Origin of the sequence: Limnovirga soli (genome assembly GCF_013106755.1) — a bacterium.
Taxonomy (GTDB): domain Bacteria; phylum Bacteroidota; class Bacteroidia; order Chitinophagales; family Chitinophagaceae; genus Limnovirga; species Limnovirga soli.
In genome coordinates this window covers 115,519-132,592 of the sequence record NZ_WHPF01000006.1, presented here as the reverse complement: position 1 = coordinate 132,592, position 17,074 = coordinate 115,519, and the positions used below count along the sequence as shown (strand labels likewise).

General features: G+C 39.9%; 10 protein-coding genes. 7 read left to right on the top strand and 3 right to left on the bottom strand.

Annotated elements, in window-relative coordinates; translation table 11 throughout:
• The first annotated feature begins 354 nt into the window (after positions 1-354).
• Positions 355-1,581, top strand: coding sequence for an ROK family protein (locus GD597_RS09505; RefSeq protein ID WP_171607614.1), 1,227 nt, complete (start codon positions 355-357; stop codon positions 1,579-1,581).
• A gap of 34 nt (positions 1,582-1,615) precedes the next feature.
• The gene (locus GD597_RS09500) at positions 1,616-2,488 is read left to right on the top strand and encodes an AraC family transcriptional regulator (RefSeq protein ID WP_171607613.1); all 873 of its coding nucleotides are present in this window, start codon (positions 1,616-1,618) and stop codon (positions 2,486-2,488) included.
• 97 nt (positions 2,489-2,585) lie between these two features.
• Here GD597_RS09500 and GD597_RS09495 read toward each other — a convergent pair whose 3' ends face one another.
• Together GD597_RS09495 and GD597_RS09490 are read right to left on the bottom strand one after the other, a co-directional pair.
• Positions 2,586-4,031 (bottom strand): alpha-L-fucosidase, encoded by a 1,446-nt coding sequence (locus GD597_RS09495; protein ID WP_171607612.1) that lies wholly within the window; start codon positions 4,029-4,031, stop codon positions 2,586-2,588.
• Between the two features lie 97 nt (positions 4,032-4,128).
• Positions 4,129-5,931 carry a glycoside hydrolase family 35 protein gene (locus tag GD597_RS09490; protein ID WP_171607611.1) on the bottom strand — a complete coding sequence of 601 codons (1,803 nt, stop codon included), beginning with the start codon at positions 5,929-5,931 and terminating at the stop codon, positions 4,129-4,131.
• Between the two features lie 275 nt (positions 5,932-6,206).
• Here GD597_RS09490 and GD597_RS09485 point away from each other — a divergent pair, with 275 nt between their 5' ends.
• Positions 6,207-8,864, top strand: a complete 2,658-nt coding sequence (locus GD597_RS09485) for a glycoside hydrolase family 3 protein (RefSeq protein ID WP_171607610.1) — start codon at positions 6,207-6,209, stop codon at positions 8,862-8,864.
• 263 nt (positions 8,865-9,127) lie between these two features.
• On the opposite strand, the gene GD597_RS09480 is transcribed toward GD597_RS09485, so the two are convergent.
• A complete protein-coding gene (locus GD597_RS09480; RefSeq protein ID WP_171607609.1) occupies positions 9,128-11,620 on the bottom strand; it encodes a DUF5916 domain-containing protein in 2,493 nt (830 codons plus the stop codon).
• A gap of 328 nt (positions 11,621-11,948) precedes the next feature.
• Here GD597_RS09480 and GD597_RS09475 point away from each other — a divergent pair, with 328 nt between their 5' ends.
• From GD597_RS09475 to GD597_RS09460, 4 genes are all read left to right on the top strand, one after another.
• Positions 11,949-12,146 carry a hypothetical protein gene (locus GD597_RS09475; RefSeq protein WP_171607608.1) on the top strand — a complete coding sequence of 66 codons (198 nt, stop codon included), beginning with the start codon at positions 11,949-11,951 and terminating at the stop codon, positions 12,144-12,146.
• Positions 12,147-12,263: 117 nt separating this feature from the next.
• On the top strand, positions 12,264-14,603 hold the full coding sequence (locus tag GD597_RS09470; protein ID WP_171607607.1) for a T9SS type B sorting domain-containing protein: 2,340 nt from the start codon (positions 12,264-12,266) through the stop codon (positions 14,601-14,603).
• A 254-nt stretch (positions 14,604-14,857) separates the two neighbouring features.
• Positions 14,858-15,916: a DUF1611 domain-containing protein gene (locus tag GD597_RS09465; protein ID WP_171607606.1), complete on the top strand. Its 1,059-nt coding sequence runs from the start codon at positions 14,858-14,860 to the stop codon at positions 15,914-15,916.
• 6 nt (positions 15,917-15,922) lie between these two features.
• A complete protein-coding gene (locus GD597_RS09460) occupies positions 15,923-16,996 on the top strand; it encodes a mandelate racemase/muconate lactonizing enzyme family protein (RefSeq protein WP_171607605.1) in 1,074 nt (357 codons plus the stop codon).
• Positions 16,997-17,074 lie beyond the last annotated feature (78 nt).

Here is a 17,074-nt window from a genome sequence, read left to right as displayed (position 1 = left end):
GTGTTTAAGCATGAATGATTGGGGCGCAAGTTAATTAATTATACTAACATGTATTTGTTTGAGCCGGGATAGTATGAAGAGTCGTTTTTTTTCTCTAGTAAAAAATTTGATGTTGGCATGGCTGTTTGCGTGAGGGATAGTAGCGGAAAGCCCGGAGCCGCGAGGTACGAGCAGCGAGGACTTGCAGCGGATAGCCCGGCCCGAAGGGCACGCCCAAATGATTGAGTTTTTAAATTTTAATAAATTTTTTATCTGAAAATTGAATAAAATTACAATGAGGTATATAATTAATAAATAAATTGCTAATTAATTAGTGTTTATAAAATAATTATTACCAATAACGAGAGAATAGCAATGAAATACTCAGTTTTTGCGCAGGCCGATAATGGTGAACTTACTGGAATTGCTTATAAAGAATATGAGTATAAGAGAAAAATGATTGGTCATTTTAGTGCACAAATGGAATGCACGATTCCTGAAATGGCTGATTTACTGAATATTAGTATTCCAAAAACTACAGAGCTTACCATGAACCTGGTGGAGGAAGGTTTGGTTAGGGATTTTGGCCAAAAAACTGAAGGTGTTGGAAGAAGGGCTACTATTTATGGATTAAGCCCCGATGGATGCTATTTTTTAGGCGTGGAAATAAAAAGATATAAGATTAATATTGGTTTGATGGCTTTTAATAAAACCATTGTGGAAGAAGCTACCGATATTTTTTTCCCCTTTCTTGATCCGCAGGAATCTTTAGATGCCATTATAAATGAGATAAATACATTTATTAACAACTCGAAAATAGGTAAGGATAGAATTATTGGTATGGGCCTAAGTATTGCCGGCCGTATTAATGTTAAAAAGGGACAGATACTCACCATTTACCATTTTAAAGATGCACCCGTAAAAAATATACTGGAAACAGCCATTGGGTTGCCGGTTTATATAGATAATGACAGCCGCACAATTGCCTATGGCGAATACTTTTTTGGAAAGAAAATTATTTCCAATAATGCCATTGTTATAAATCTTGATTATGGTATTGGGTCGGGCATTTTTATTAATGGCAAAGCGGTATATGGTGCATCGGGTTATGCGGGTGAAATTGGCCATATACCCATGTTTACCAATGAACGTATTTGTGTATGCGGAAAGAAAGGTTGTTTACAAACCGAGTGTTCTGGCATTTATCTTATTGAGTTTATAATAGAGCGTATGCAAAATGGCAGCAATAGTGTATTAAAAGAAAAGTTGGCTGCAAAAGGATTTTTGGAACTTGAAGATATTATTGAAGCCGTAAAAAATGGAGATAATCTGGCTATTGAAGGGCTTAATGAAATTGGGTATAACCTTGGTAAAGGATTAGCTTTTGCCATTAATATGTTTAACCCTGATACCATTGTGCTGAGTGGTATTTTAAGTGCTATTGGCAACCCGTTTTTGTTACCTGTGCAGTCGGCAGTTTTTCAATATTCTTTAAGTCTGGTAAGTTCAGATACACAAATTATGGTATCAGATATTCCAGGAAGGGCTGGCTTATTGGGTGCCTGTTTACTGGTAAGAGATAAAATGCTATCCCTTGTTTAACTTATATATTTTTTAACCATTTTATGTATTAATAATGAAAGCGCTTAAAACAGAAATTACACACCTGGTACAGAGTTATGTTGCTGTGATTGAAAGGGATGAACCACATTTTAAAGCCCCGTTTCATTACCATCCCGAGTTGGAACTGGTATATGTAAAAGAAGGAAATGGTAAACGCATTATTGGCGATAAAATAGACTCTTTTGAAGAAGGCGACATGGTTTTTGTTGGGGCCAACCTGCCGCATGTTTGGCTAAACGATGAGTTGTATTACAAGGGCTTTCCACATTTAAATGCGAAAGCCATTGTGCTTTATTTTAATAAAGAAGTTTTTTCAAATAATTTTTATGCATTAAACGAGAGTACAAAAATTAACGACCTGTTTAACCGTGCCGGCCGCGGTTTAAAAATTAATGGAAAAACCCGAGAAAAAATTGCCGATAAACTGGAAAAACTCACCAAGAAAAAAGACCTTGACCGCCTGATTGGCCTTATGGAAGTGATGAATATTATGGCCGTTTCTAAAGATATTGAATGTATTACCAGCGAAACTTATTCATGCACCAGCTTACATAGTAAAAACGACCGTTTGGCTGATGTATACAAATACATAACCACCCATTATAACAAGAATATTTCGTTGGATGAGATTGCCAAAATTGCCAATCTTACGCCCAATGCCTTTTGCCGGTTGTTTAAACAGCGCACCAACAAACACTTTGTAGAGTATTTAAATGAAGTTCGCATTTCACAAGCCTGTAAATTTTTGCTGGAAATGAATTTCAATATATCCGAAATTGCCTTTCAATGCGGCTATAAAACCTTGTCTAATTTTAATAAAATATTTAAAAAAACAACAGGTCTTTCGCCAAAAGAATACCGTAAAAAAACGGAGGCCTATGCTTAGGTATTTTATTAACCCGGCAACAGCAAATTAATATGGCTTTACTTGCGTCGCACTCTTGTACGCTAGAATAGCAATCGGCCAAAACCGCAAATGGGGGCTACAATATTATTTTAAAAGTAGCGGCATATATAGCCCCGCTTTTTTGTTGTAAACCGGCCGGTATTGTAAGCGTTAATTGATTGTTTTTTTGTTGCATGCCAATTTTTTCTTTGGGTGCATCCAGGTAAATAATTTTACTTTTTTGGGTAATATTAATCTGAGATAAGCTAATGGTAGCGGGCAATTCAACAGTTTCTTTATTGTTGCTTAATACATATACATACACCGTTTTTTTATCTTTCGATTGCAGGTAAACTACATTGTCTTTTTCGTATGGCGCCATTGGAATGGTGCCATAAATAGCTTCGCCGTGTACGTTCATCCAGCTACCTAAGGCTGCTAAACGGTTATAAGCGGTATCGCTAAAATCGCCATTGGGCGATGGGCCAATATTTAATAAAAAGTTGCCTCCTCTCGATACAATTTTTACCAGCATATGCACCAAATCATTGGCGCTTTTATAGGTGTCGTTTGGTACATAACTCCACGAATTACCCATGGTAATGCAACTTTCCCACGGATAGGGAAGTGGTTCATTGGGGATGGTTTGTTCGGGGGTAACATAGTTCTCAAATTCTCCACTTACTGTTCGGTCTACCACCATTAAGCCGGGTTGATAAGTTCTGCTCATTTTTGCAATACGGGCCATATCAATATCCTGATCATCTTTTATACCGCGTTGCCATTCTACAGTAGTGTCAACACTTGATAAAGGCCTTACCCAGCCGCCATCCAGCCAAAGCAAATCCATTTTGCCGTAGCCTGTCATCAATTCCTGTATTTGGTTATAGGTATAATCTTTAAATGCATTCCAGCGTTCGGGGTATTTTTTGGGGTCATAATTTACATTCCTGTCCTTTGGTGGAAAATAAGGCCACCAATAATCCGGACTATGCCAATCTGGTTTTGAAAAATAGGCGCCTGTCATAAATCCATCTTTCCTAAAGGCGTCGAATATTTCTTTTGCCACATTGCTTCTCGGATTGGCAGCGAATGGTGTATTGGAAGAGGTAATTTTATAATCTGTTTGTTTGGTATCGAACATGCAAAACCCGTCATGGTGTTTTGTGGTAAATACCACATATTTCATTCCCGCATTTTTAGCGGCTGCCGCCCATTTTTCTGGGTTAAACTGGGTTGGGTTAAAAGTGGTTTGCAGGTTTTCGTAGGCTTTTACATAAGTATTGTAACTGCTGGCATAGGGGCCTTTGCGTTGGGTCCAGCCTTCATCTTCGGGGCAAATGCTCCAGCTTTCTACAACACCCCATTGGCTGTAGGTGCCCCAATGCATAAACAGGCCAAACTTCAGGTCTTGCCATTGCTCAATTTTTTGTTGCACCAGGGTGTCTGTTGGTGTAATATAATTATTATTAAAATTGTGTTGCTGGGCAAAGCAACACATGGTAATCATTACTGCAATAAGGTTACTGGCTATTAGCTTCATGTGTAATTTATTTTTTGGTGCCATAAAAGTGGAACGATGAACGTACTGCGACGCAAGCGGCGATGCCATATGCTATGCAGCCCGTAACATACCTATTTTATTCTAAAGTTTTCTCTCCTTTAATAGTTGTTGCCTGCTGTTGGTGAAAATCGAAAACAATTACCTGGTTATTTCCTTTTTTCAACCAAACACCGGGGCAAAATAATTTGAACTGAGGGCCTGTATTCCAATACCGGCCTAAGTTATGGCCATTTACCCATAGCATTCCCTTTTTAAATTTACTCATGTCCAGATAAGTGTCTGCCGGATTGTTAATAGTAATATTTCCTTTAAAAAATACACCATCGTGCAAGTCGCCGTTGGAGGTTGGCTGTAATTGCTGCACAAAATTATTTTGCATGGGCAAAGGAAATATTTGCCAGTTCATTAAGGTCATTCCGTTTAAAGTTACCCTGTCAGTAATGCCTTTACGGTCTATCATATACTGGGCAAAATTAATGTGGCCCATACTTTCTACCAATATATCTAACACCGGATTTTTAGTGTCCGTTTTAGGTAATTCAATGGTCCATTTTCCGCCATCTCTAAAAATAGTATCCACCAATTTGCCATTTAATAAAACAATGGCATAATCGTGTGGCTCTGTAATAGTAAGTTTCCCTGAATGATGGCCAATTAACGTGGTTCGGTATACAATTAATCCATTCGATTGGTTAAAATATTCCATTGGCCTTGGTTGCGGAGAAGCAATGCCGGCAGGCAATTGCTGCCATATAGAAGTAAAGGGCTCCATTTGAAATGCTGGAATTGTAATAGCATTTATGCCAGCAGGCACCGGTGGTATAGTATAGTGAACATATTGACTAATTAGCCTGCGTAAGGCAAAATATTTTGGGGTTGGCTGGCCTTGTTCATTAATTGGGGCGTCGTAATCGTAACTGGTAACATCGGGTTGGTATTGTGTGGGTGTAAATGCATTGGCGCCGGCGGTGAAGCCAAAATTGGTGCCGCCATGTATTACATACAGGTTAAACGATTTTTTATTTTCCAACAGGTATTTTACTTCGCGTAGTAAATCGGTAGTATCGGGTTTTTGCCAGGCTTCTTTAAAATGGGTAAGCCAGCCCGGATAGGTTTCGCTGCTAAAAGAAGGCACTTTGCTATTGTTACGGTGGGCAGTCTCAAAATCGGCATCGCTTCCGCCGCTGTCCAGGCCAATGGCAGCATATTCAATATTACCGGCTTCCAGCATATAATCGGTGGGTCCATCTGCTGTATAAAATGGCACGGTAATGCCATTTTGCAGCCACAGCTTTTTTAATGCCAGTAAATAATTTTTATCATTGGCATAACTGCCATATTCATTTTCTATTTGCACCATTAAAATAGGTCCTCCATTGGTACATTGTAATGGGGCAATTTCTTTTGACAGCCGGCTAATATACCTGCCAACTGCTTGCATATAAGTAGGGTCAAGGCAACGTATTTTTATATCGGGTGTTTTTAACAGGTAAGCGGGAAGGCCGCCAAAATCCCATTCGGCACAAACATATGGGCCGGGACGTAATAATACCCACATACCTTCTTCTTTGCACATTTTTATAAAAGCAGCAATATCCTTATTGCCGCTCCTAAAATCCCATTGGCCGGGTGTAGTTTCCTGATAGTTCCAAAACACATATACCGCAATGGTATTACAGCCCATGGCTTTTGCCATTTGTATTCTGTTACGCCAATATTCTCTTGGTATACGGGCCGGATGCATTTCGCCACTAATCATTTGCAATGGCTTCCCATCCAGTAAAAAGTCGGTACTGTTTAAACTAAAAACATGTTTTGTTTGTGCCATTACAGCAACAGAAAAAAAGAAGCTAATGCCAATACATGCTAAATATTTCATGGTATTTTTTTTATGAGCCCGGCTATTATAAAGGACTCAGTTTTACTTGCGTCGCACACTTGTACTTGGGTAAAACTATCAGCAAAAGTAAAATCCCAAAAATGCAGGCTAATAATTGCCGCCGTTTACCATGCGCAATGTAATCACAAAAAATATCTGTAATTGCATCAATTTATCCCATTGTTAGGCTAATATTTGCAATGCAAACAGCATATGCTTTTATCTGCAATAACCCCATTAGCATTGCAAATAGCTGATTGAAAATATAGCATTGTATGAAAAAATATATTGTACTTACCGTATTTCTATCTTTTGTTTTGCTGCAACTGCCCGCACAGCAAATAATGCCATATAAAAATCCGGCATTACCCATTGCTGAAAGGGTAAAAGATTTGCTTTCCCGCATGACACCAGAAGAGAAATTCTGGCAATTGTTTATGATACCTGGCGATTTAGACAATGTGCCCGACAGTCAATACTCCCATGGCATTTTTGGTTTTCAGGTAAGTGCAGCTTCCAAAGGTGATGCCGGCGGTCAGTTGCTCAATTATAATACTTCAGAAAGCGGGTTAACCTTATTGGCCAAGATAAATGCCATTCAACACTATTTTGTAGAAAAAAGCCGTCTGGGAATACCTATTATTCCTTTTGATGAAGCATTGCATGGTTTGGTTAGGGATGGGGCTACTGCCTTTCCACAGGCAATTGCACTCGCCGCCACCTGGGATACTACGCTGATGCACAATGTAGCCAATGCCATTGCCACAGAAACCAGGGCCAGAGGAATAAGGGATATTTTAACGCCGGTAGTAAATATTGCCAGTGATGTACGGTGGGGCCGTACGGAGGAAACCTATGGCGAAGACCCTTTTTTAACCAGTGAAATGGGTGTGGCTTTTGTAAGTGCATTTGAGAAAATGGATATTATTACCACACCCAAACATTTTATTGCCAATGTTGGCGATGGGGGCCGGGATAGTTATCCCATTCACTGGAACGACCGTTTATTGGAGGAAATATACCTGGCACCATTTAAAGCCTGTATAGAAAGGGGCGGTTCGCGTTCAGTAATGACAGCCTATAATTCCCTGGATGGTATTTCCTGTTCTGCCAATAGCTGGTTGTTAAGAGATGAGCTTAAAAAGAAATGGGGCTTTACAGGTTTTGTAATTTCTGATGCCAATGCTGTTGGCGGTGCTGTGGTGTTACATAATACTGCAAAAGATTATGCAGAAGCGGGAAAAAATGCCATCAATAATGGACTTGATGTTATTTTTCAAACAGATTATCAGCACCATAAACTATTTATTCCTCCATTTTTAAATGGAGAAACAGATACCGCTCGTATTAATGAAGCCGTAGCAAGAGTACTGCAAGCCAAATTTGAACTGGGTTTGTTTGAAAATCCCTTTACTCCCGATACACTGATAAAAGCATTGAACCAAAATGCACCCCATAAAGCATTGGCCCTTAAAGCTGCGCAGGAATCAATTGTGTTATTGAAAAACAGTAAACAGGTATTGCCGTTTAAAAGCAATATAAAAACCATTGCAGTTATTGGCGAAGATGCAGGTACTGCGCGGCTTGGCGGTTATAGTGGCAAAGGCAATGGTAGTATTAGTATACTGCAGGGTTTACAACAAAGGGCGGCCAATAAAAAAATATTGTATGCAAAAGGGGCTACCGTGTTAAGTAACGATTGGGTGGTTGTACCAGCCAACTGTTTGCACTACCAGCAACAGCAGGGTTTATTGGGTACCTATTTTAATAATATTGATATAAGTGGCACGCCAGCTATTACCCGGATAGATAATCAGGTAGATTTTTCGTGGACATTATCTACGCCTAGCCCTGCGATAAAAATGGATTTTTATTCTGCCCGTTGGGTAGGTGAAATTCAATCTCCGGTATCAGGCGCCTATAAAATTGGCCTTGATGGAAGTGATGGTTTTAGATTGTATATAAACGAAAAACTGCTAATTGATAACTGGCAAAAAAACAGCTATCATACTTTACTTACCGATTATTATTTTGAAAAAGGTAAAAGCTATTCTATTCGCGTGGAATTTTTTGAACCGGTAGGTAATGCCCATATTAAACTTATATGGACGGTGGGTGCAAATAATAACTGGCAGCAACAAATACAGGAAGCGGTAAATACAGCAAAACAGGCTGATATTGCTGTTGTAGCCGTAGGTATACATGAAGGTGAATTTCAGGATAGGGCGATGCTTTCCCTTCCCGGTCACCAGGAAGCGTTGATTAAAGCCATAGCTGCTACAGGAAAACCTGTAGTGGTGGTATTGGTTGGTGGCAGTGCCATTACCATGCAAAACTGGTTAGATAAAGTACAGGGTGTTATTGATGTTTGGTACCCCGGCGAACAAGGGGGCTATGCGGTGGCCGATGTGCTTTTGGGTAAGTATAATCCAGCAGGCAGATTGCCCATTACTTTCCCGGTAAATGAAGCGCAATTGCCCTTGGTATATAACCATAAAAGTACCGGCAGGGGAGATGATTATTATAACTTATCCGGATTGCCTTTGTTCCCTTTTGGGTATGGACTAAGTTACACACAGTTTACCTATGCCAATTTACATTTTGAAAAAGATACTATCGCTACACAAGATGCGGTAATAGCCACTTGCAGCGTAACAAACACCGGCAAGTTTGAAGGCGACGAAGTGGTACAACTCTACATAAAAGATATGCTTTCTTCTGTTGCAAGACCCGTAATGGAACTCAAGGGTTTTCAACGAATACATTTAGCGCCGGGTGCAACAACTACCGTGTCGTTCACCATAAATCCTGCATTATTAAGTATGTTAAACAAAGACATGCAAACGGTAGTGGAGCCGGGTAATTTTAGTATTATGATTGGCGCTTCATCACGTGATATAAGGCTAAAGAAAGTGCTCACTGTAGTACCATAATTTTTTATGTTACCGGCGTTTGTTCAACGAGCGGCTTTATTTGCCACGCTCGGTTCATGGTTCTTCTTTCATGGCATCTTATGCGGAAATACGATTGTAATTTGAGGTATGTTGAAATTGTTTTTGGCTGCATTGGTTAATGGCTGTTTTGCTGCCCTTTAATCAGAAAGTACAAGTGTGCGACGCAAGCAGGACGACATGAAAAACCCCGCTGTTTCAGCGGGGCCGGGCAAATAAAAAGTAGATGGTGTATTATTTATATACTAACTTTTATGTGCGGTGTTAATACGGTTTTTTAGTGTTAGGTAATCAAGAAAATAAATAACTTTTAAGGAGAAATTATTGTTGTTATCCTGATCGATAGCACTACCCAGGTTTTTAAAATATTGATTATCTACTTTATTACTAAAAACCTGACTGGCATCTTTCCAAACAATATTTATAAAGCTGCCGGGCGCAAATTGCCAGGTATAAACCATATCTATATTAAAGAAGTTAACACTCTGGTTTACTTCGGGTTTAAAGCCAGTGTTAGCCAGCAATTGGCCATCCTGTTGTAAAATATAAAACTCTTTGTTGTTAACGTTACTCAGGTAATGCCTTGCCCTGAAAGTAATACCCATTTTATTGGTAAAATTATACTTAGCGCTAAGGGTATGTTCAATGGTATTTACCTTTCTTTTGGCAAAATTTATATTGCTGCTGCCTTCTACATAAGTATAGCCCATATTGTTAAACCTTGGCTGCAAACTAATGCTTTGCGATAATGATAATTTATTATTGAAACGCATGCTGTGCATAGCGGTAACATCCAACGCAAAAGAGTTATAAAAATTAATACTTGAACGCATAAAAACTTCGGTAGAATACGAATATTTTTTACTGTCGTTACTTTGAAACCAGGAGCCAATGCCTACACTTGCCCCACGTTTAAAATACCAACCTTCGTTGCGTGGTTCGTAGAAATCGTTTTGCCTGAAACTATAATCTAAATGGCTGCCTATCCACCATAATTTTTTGCTTTGAATATTAATATTTGTGTTTAAACGGGCAGATTGGTATTTATCCTCAATAGGCGCTATTTTTTTAGAGAGGGCACTATAACTACCATTAAAGTTTAAGAAAATACGATTGTACCAATTTTTGGGTTCTGTCCAGCTATAACCAGCCCAGCCGCTATGGGTTAAAAAATTATTATTGGTAAAATAGCCCATATCATCGCTGCTGTATTTTGTATCAGTTCTTTCCTGAGAAACATTAAAATTAAAGCGGCCACTGGTTTTGCCAAAATGCAGTTCGTGGCTAAAACCGGTTTGCGTTTTGTTATCGGGTAAATAATTAAAGCGGTTGCTGGCAGCCAGTTTGCCACCAAGGTTCCAGGTATTTTTTTTGTTATTTAGTTCAAATAAACCTGCCGTTACGTTGGCATCATAATCAGGGCCCTGGCGCCACACGTTAGTGTTAATTAATGATATACTGGAGTTGTATTTCATGGTTTTATCAAGCACCAGCACATTGTAGTTGGTTAATGGATCAGTAAGCACTTTTCTTTCACCTTTTGTAGCAGTATTTTCAAAAGTGGCATACTGGGCTTTGGTTACCGCATTTAAAAAGCCAATGCCCAGCCCGTTTTGCATACGCCCCGATATTTTGGTGGCATTCACCAACTTTGATTCAGTTGGGTTATTTATAATAGTTTCATTACTATCTGCCTGATTGTATACATCGTATAAGTGAATAGGAGAGCCTCCAATTCTGCGTGAGTAAAAAAGATTGCCTTTGCTAAAAAGCTCGGTACCTTCTGTAAAGAAATTCCTGTTCTCATTAAATTTTACTTCAAACGGTGTTAGGTTTAGCACCTGGTTATCACTTTGTACCTGACCAAAATCGGGTATTAGCGTAGCATCCAGGGTAAAAGCCTGGTTAATGCCATATTTTACATCAAGCCCACCATTTACCTGGCTGGTCCAGTTTTTTTCACCCGCTTTATTTACCGGAAAATGATTGGCGTAAACGGAGAAATAGGGCGAGAATTGCAGTCTTAATGGTGGTTTAATATTCGAAATGCCTTTCCATACACCTTCTTGTGTAAGAAAGCCATTTACATTTGGGTCTATCGGGTTCCAAGTGTTTTGTTGTTCTGTTTTGCGGCGGCGGCGGGTTATATTTACGCCCCAATCCTGTACTTCTTTTTTGCCAAACCTAATAGCCGAAAAAGGGATAAACATTTCAAAACTCCATCCGCTGTCAGTAATAACAGTGCCGCTTTCCCATACTGCATTCCAGCTAAAATCTTCCATATTGCCATCCTGGCTGGGCGGGTTCATTTTTGCATCCCATTGTTCACCAAGCGGTGTAACAAAATATTCAAAGCCATTTAATTTATCGTTGTAGGTATCAAATATCAGCCCTATATAATCGTTGGTGCCAAAACCATCGCGGCCACTAAGTTCTGTGGCAATACTGTCTTTGGTGCTTTCGCCGCAAAAACCTCCAAAATAAATACCATTATCGCTATACATAAGGTAGGTGGTAGTTTTGGTAGCTGGTGTTTCCAAGGCACCAATTTTTGGCCTAAACTCTACATAGTCTGTTAATAGAGCAGCATCTTTCCAGGCTGCTTCATTTAGGATGCCGTCAATTTTTACAGGCGCGGCAGTGCGTTTTGCATCTATAGATTTATAGGTTTTAGTTTGCGCATTACCTAACATGGCAAACAACAAAAAGAACGTAGATAAAGCAGCAATTGGTTTCATGATATATAAAATATTTGGTATCTAACGATGTAATTGTGCAAATGTTACACTTATCTACTAATATTTTCGTAGATGACAAATTGTTTATATATGTACCATTTTTTTGTTAATTTTTTTAAGTGTTATTATACTTGGTACGAGTGGTAAAAATGTTCAAAAAGGCACTTTTTTGGTTTAGGGTTCAGGTAAAATATGGGAGCGCTTAGGGGAACTAAAACAAAACTTTAACAAACCAGCAACCATGGATTTTGCAAGAAAAGGGGTGTTTTATTCATTAAAGGCGTTGTCAGGTACTTATCTGTTTTTGCATTTGTATAAAGTATAGAAAATGGGTAAAAGAATTTTTATTAAATCGGCTAAAGATTATACAGCAGCTTTACTTGCCACGCTCGGTTCAGGGTTCTTCTTTCATGGCATCTGCAGGAAAATGCAGGTTGAATGCTCATTAGCAGAAACACTTTTTATGCGATTGGCTGTTTGCTGGCCATTAATCCAAACGTACAAGAGTGCGACGCAAGTAAAGTAAAATGGTTGTTCAGGTGCCGGGTAAATACTGGCTTTTATTGTTAAAAATAGCTATGGCAGCATTAAAGTATCGGCAAAGCAATGGTTATTCGTGTAAAGTTGATAATTTTCAGGTTCTATGATGCGTAGCTGGATGAAACTTTTTTTAGGAACGATGGTTCTTTTTTTGTTGCCTGTTTTGGTAAGTGCGCAAACCTATGTTTTTGCGCAATTAACAGGCGCCCCCCTAAACACCAATGGCTGGAACCTGCAGGGCGCCGCTAAAAAAGCCAATATTACCAGCAATGATTTTAGTGAACTATTATTATGTGCTGCTACAAACAGCAGCAGCGGGGCTATATTTTATAATCAACCCATTAATTTATCGCTATGTAGTAAATGGACGGCAGAATTTGACATGCGTATGTTTGATGGCACCGGTGCAGACGGTATTGCATTTTGCTTTTTAGATGTACCTCCTTCCGGTTATGTAATTGGTGGCGGGTTGGGCATACCCGGCACCGCTAATGGACTTAAAATTTGTTTTGATACCTGGAACAACTGCCTGCAATTTCCGCAAAATCACGACCTGGTACCTAAGATTGAAATACGTTGGGGTATTGGATACGCCGGTTTAAATGGCGAACCCGGCGAATGTCTTTTGCAACCTACAAAAGATAATGCCGATAACAGTTTGTCCTTTCTTCGCTCAAATAAGTATAACCATGTAAAAGTTAGTTATGATGCCGGAAATATAAGCGTATCGGTAAACGATCAATTATACTTAACCGGTTTTCAGCAATTTAACTTTAAAGGGTATCTGGGTTTTACAGCCAGCACAGGCGGTTCTAATGATAACCACAGTATTAAAAATGTGATTATTTATACGGATATGCCACCCTCTGTTGCCGCAGCTACAGATAGTTTAAGTGGCTGCGTGGGACAGCAATTTGAATTGGGTACTGTTGCCAATCCTAATTATGCATATGATTGGTTGCCTGTAGATGGACTTAATAATACAAATATCTCCAACCCAATAGTAACACTGCGTAATGATGGATTAACCCCTGCATACCAAAAATATTATGTAAATACTTCATTTGCCACAAAACCCGGTTGTGCATCAACAGATAGTGTAGTAATAAAAGTACAACCCAACCCAAAGGTTAATTTTATCAATCCCGAAATTTGTCTTAACGATGCCATTGCACATTTTAAAGACAGTTCCTATACCGGCGATTTAACGCAATACCCCTTTAGTTATAACTGGAACTTTGGCGATGCAAATGCAGGCACAGGTAATGCCAACACATCAGTACTTCAAAACCCCGATCATAGCTATTCGGCACAGGGAAATTATACCGTTGGCTTAACCGTTACCTCGGCCTATGGGTGTAAGGATAGCACCTCCAAAATATTTACGGTAAATGGGGCAGTACCTAATGCGGCTTTCCAGGTGCAAAATGCATCCCTGTTATGTAGTAATCAATTGGTGGCCATAAAGAATAATGCAACGGTTGATTTTGGTAATATAACCAAAGTGGTAATATTTTGGGACGATACCGGCAACACTGCAGACAGTACCATTGATGAAAGTCCACAGCCGGGCAAGTTGTACAATCATGCCTATTCTAATTTTCAACAGCCACTATTTAAACAATATACCATCAGGTATATTGCCTATTCGGGCATTACCTGCTTTGATGAAGCGGTACAAACCATTACCATACATGCCAGTCCGGCGGTGGAATTTACCGCAATACCCGGTATTTGTTACGATACCTTGCCGCGCCAGATTACACAGGCTTTTGCACAACCGGGTAACCCCGGAAGTTTTATGTATACCGGAGCCGGTGTAAGTGCCAGTGGGTTGTTTAATTCAAAGCAATCCGGAGTAGGAAGTATTCCTATAACTTATAGTTTTACCACATTGGATGGTTGTGTTGATTCGGCTACCCAAACCATTATTGTTTCTCCCAATCCACAAATTAATGCCGGACCGGATATAACTATCCTGGTGGGAGGACGTGTAACCATACCAGCTACAGCCAGCGGAGAAAATTTGCAATACAAATGGTTACCCTACCAATACATGGATGATAATACATTATTGCAGCCCACGGTAAACCCGGTGGCAGATACGCGGTATTTTTTTACGGCAACGGGTATAGGTAATTGCAGCAGCAATGATATCATTTTGGTAAAAGTATTACCCAACCCGGTTGTACCCAATGCATTTAGCCCAAATGGAGATGGTATTAACGATACCTGGTTGATTCGTTATCTGGATTTATATCCTGCCTGCACGGTGTCGGTATTTAACCGCTATGGGCAACCCGTTTTCCATTCTGATGGATATAGCACACCCTGGGATGGCCGCTATAAAGGGCAGCCGGTACCGGTAGGTATTTATTATTATATTATTGATAGAAAAAATATAGGCAAATTAATTAGCGGATCCTTAACCCTGTTGCGATAAAGACGACTATGAAGTGGATAGTACAGGTTATTTGAAGCATGCTTTCCGGTAATTCAATTATCTTTTTTTTGAGCCCGGCAATATATTTATAGCATCTTCCCTTGCGTCGCACACTTGTGCTGATGGCAATGAATGAGCTTTTATACGTTTGCAAATAGTGTTTAATCAACTGCCAATAGTAATTCTGCCGTACAAGAGTGCGACGCAAGTAAAGCTGCAAATCGTATCTTCATGCCCGGCTAAAAACCTTTATCATGATTAACCATATTTTACCTAAAGCCATTGTGTTAACCGATGGTATTTTGCATGAATCAGACGCTAAAACGGCCCACGGGCTTATTCGTGCTACCGACCGCTACACCATTGCTGCCGTTATTGATGAACGCCATGCTGGCAAAGATGCCGGAGAAGTACTGGATGGCATACACCGTAATATTCCCATATACGCCAGTGTGCAGGAAGCACTTGCTCAAATTAATGATATAAGCTATGCCATCATTGGTATTGCAACAGTAGGCGGTATTTTACCCGATAGATTTATTCCCATTATTGAAACCTGTATAAAAGCAGGAATGCATATTGTAAATGGTTTACATGATTATTTGAGTGAAAAACCTGCACTGGCAGCGCAGGCCCTGGCCAATGGGGTGGAATTAATTGATGTTCGCAAACCCAAACAACGTAAGGATTTGCATTTTTGGACAGGCGATATATTTACGGTAAAAGCCCCGATAATTGCAGTAATTGGTACCGATTGCGCATTGGGTAAACGAACTACCTGCCGATTATTGCAACAAGCTTGTGCCGCGCATAATATTAACGCCCAAATGATTTATACCGGGCAAACAGGTTGGTTGCAGGGCGGCCGTTATGGGTTTATTTTTGATTCAACATTAAACGACTTTATTTCAGGCGAGTTAGAACACGCCATTGTAAGTTGTTACCGCGAAACAAATGCCGCCGTTATTTTTATTGAAGGGCAGGCGGCATTGCGTAACCCCAGCGGACCTTGTGGTTCAGAAATGCTGGTATCGGGTAATGCCAGGCGGGTGATATTGGTGCATGCGCCCAAACGCGAACATTATGATCATATACCGGCATGGGGTGCCATTCCGTCTGTGGCAAGCGAAATAGCACTTATTCGGCAATACGGTGCGGAAGTAATTGCACTGGCATTAAATACTGAGCATTGTACTACTGAGGAAGCAATAGCCTTTCAACTACAATATGAAAAAGAACTTGGTATTCCGGTTTTATTGCCATTACAACAAGGGGTTGACAAACTAATACCCTTTATTCAAACAATAATATAAAGCCGTATGAAAATTACAGCCGTACAAGCTTATTTGCTGCAATTGCCTTTAATAAAGCCATACACTATTGCCTATAAAACATTTACTGATACGGGGATTGTATTTTTAGAAATTACACTGGCAAATGGCATGGTTGGGTATGGTGCGGCCAATCCTTTTGAAGATGTGGTTGGCGAAACACCTGCCGATACCTTGCAACACCTGCAATCTGATTATGTACAAACACTGATTGGCCAAAATATTGAGGCCTATCATCAATTGATTCAAAATGCTGCCAGCTATTTTTCACAGTTGCCTGGAACGCTGGCGGCAATTGATATAGCATTGCACGATGCTTTTGCCCAGTATAGCAATATACCTGTGGTGCAACTTTACGGGCAATTGCACAAGTCGATACCCACCTCGGTTACTATTGGAATAAAAGAAACAGCCGAAATGTTGGAAGAGGCTAAAGCCTGTGTGGCAGCGGGTTTTACCATACTAAAATTAAAAACCGGTATTTCAGTTGAAGCAGATATTGAAAGGGTAAGCAAAATAGCCGAGGCATTACATGGGGCGGTTGTTTTACGTGTAGACGCAAATCAGGGTTATACAATAAGCCAGTTGCAGCAATTTGTAAAAGCCACCAGCCATTTGCCCATTGAATTAATTGAGCAACCCATGCCTGTTAGTAACGACCACCAGTTAGCGATGTTACCATTAGCAGTAAGGAACAAATTGGTGGCGGATGAATCGCTGATTAATCAGGCATCTGCCATTCAGCTGGCACAATCGCCACAGCCTTATGGAGTGTATAACATTAAATTAATGAAATGTGGCGGCATATTGGCGGCAAAAGCCATTGCAGCAACAGCGCAACAAGCCGGTATTCATTTGTTCTGGGGTTGTAATGATGAAAGCCTGGTAAGTATAACAGCAGCCTTGCATGCGGCATTTAGTAGCCCCAACACCCGCTATCTTGATTTAGATGGAAGTTTCGACATTGCCGAAACACTTTTTGCAGGTGGTTTTATACTTAAAAATGGCTGTATGCATATTAACCCAACACCTGGTTTAGGAGTGGTTAAAAATATTTTTTAACCCGGCAATAGTGCATACATCGTGCTGTACTTGCGTCGCACTCTTGTGCGTTCTGTTATTATTGCAGCAAAATACTGG

Excerpts from the sequence above, each read along its gene's own strand:
- GD597_RS09465 (WP_171607606.1), top strand. The coding sequence starts at position 14,858 with ATGATTAACCATATTTTACCTAAAGCCATTGTGTTAACCGATGGTATT.
- GD597_RS09505 (WP_171607614.1), top strand. The coding sequence starts at position 355 with ATGAAATACTCAGTTTTTGCGCAGGCCGATAATGGTGAACTTACTGGA.
- GD597_RS09485 (WP_171607610.1), top strand. The coding sequence starts at position 6,207 with ATGAAAAAATATATTGTACTTACCGTATTTCTATCTTTTGTTTTGCTG.
- GD597_RS09480 (WP_171607609.1), bottom strand. The coding sequence starts at position 11,620 with ATGAAACCAATTGCTGCTTTATCTACGTTCTTTTTGTTGTTTGCCATG.
- GD597_RS09470 (WP_171607607.1), top strand. The coding sequence starts at position 12,264 with ATGATGCGTAGCTGGATGAAACTTTTTTTAGGAACGATGGTTCTTTTT.
- GD597_RS09490 (WP_171607611.1), bottom strand. The coding sequence starts at position 5,931 with ATGAAATATTTAGCATGTATTGGCATTAGCTTCTTTTTTTCTGTTGCT.
- GD597_RS09495 (WP_171607612.1), bottom strand. The coding sequence starts at position 4,031 with ATGAAGCTAATAGCCAGTAACCTTATTGCAGTAATGATTACCATGTGT.
- GD597_RS09460 (WP_171607605.1), top strand. The coding sequence starts at position 15,923 with ATGAAAATTACAGCCGTACAAGCTTATTTGCTGCAATTGCCTTTAATA.
- GD597_RS09500 (WP_171607613.1), top strand. The coding sequence starts at position 1,616 with ATGAAAGCGCTTAAAACAGAAATTACACACCTGGTACAGAGTTATGTT.
- GD597_RS09475 (WP_171607608.1), top strand. The coding sequence starts at position 11,949 with ATGGGTAAAAGAATTTTTATTAAATCGGCTAAAGATTATACAGCAGCT.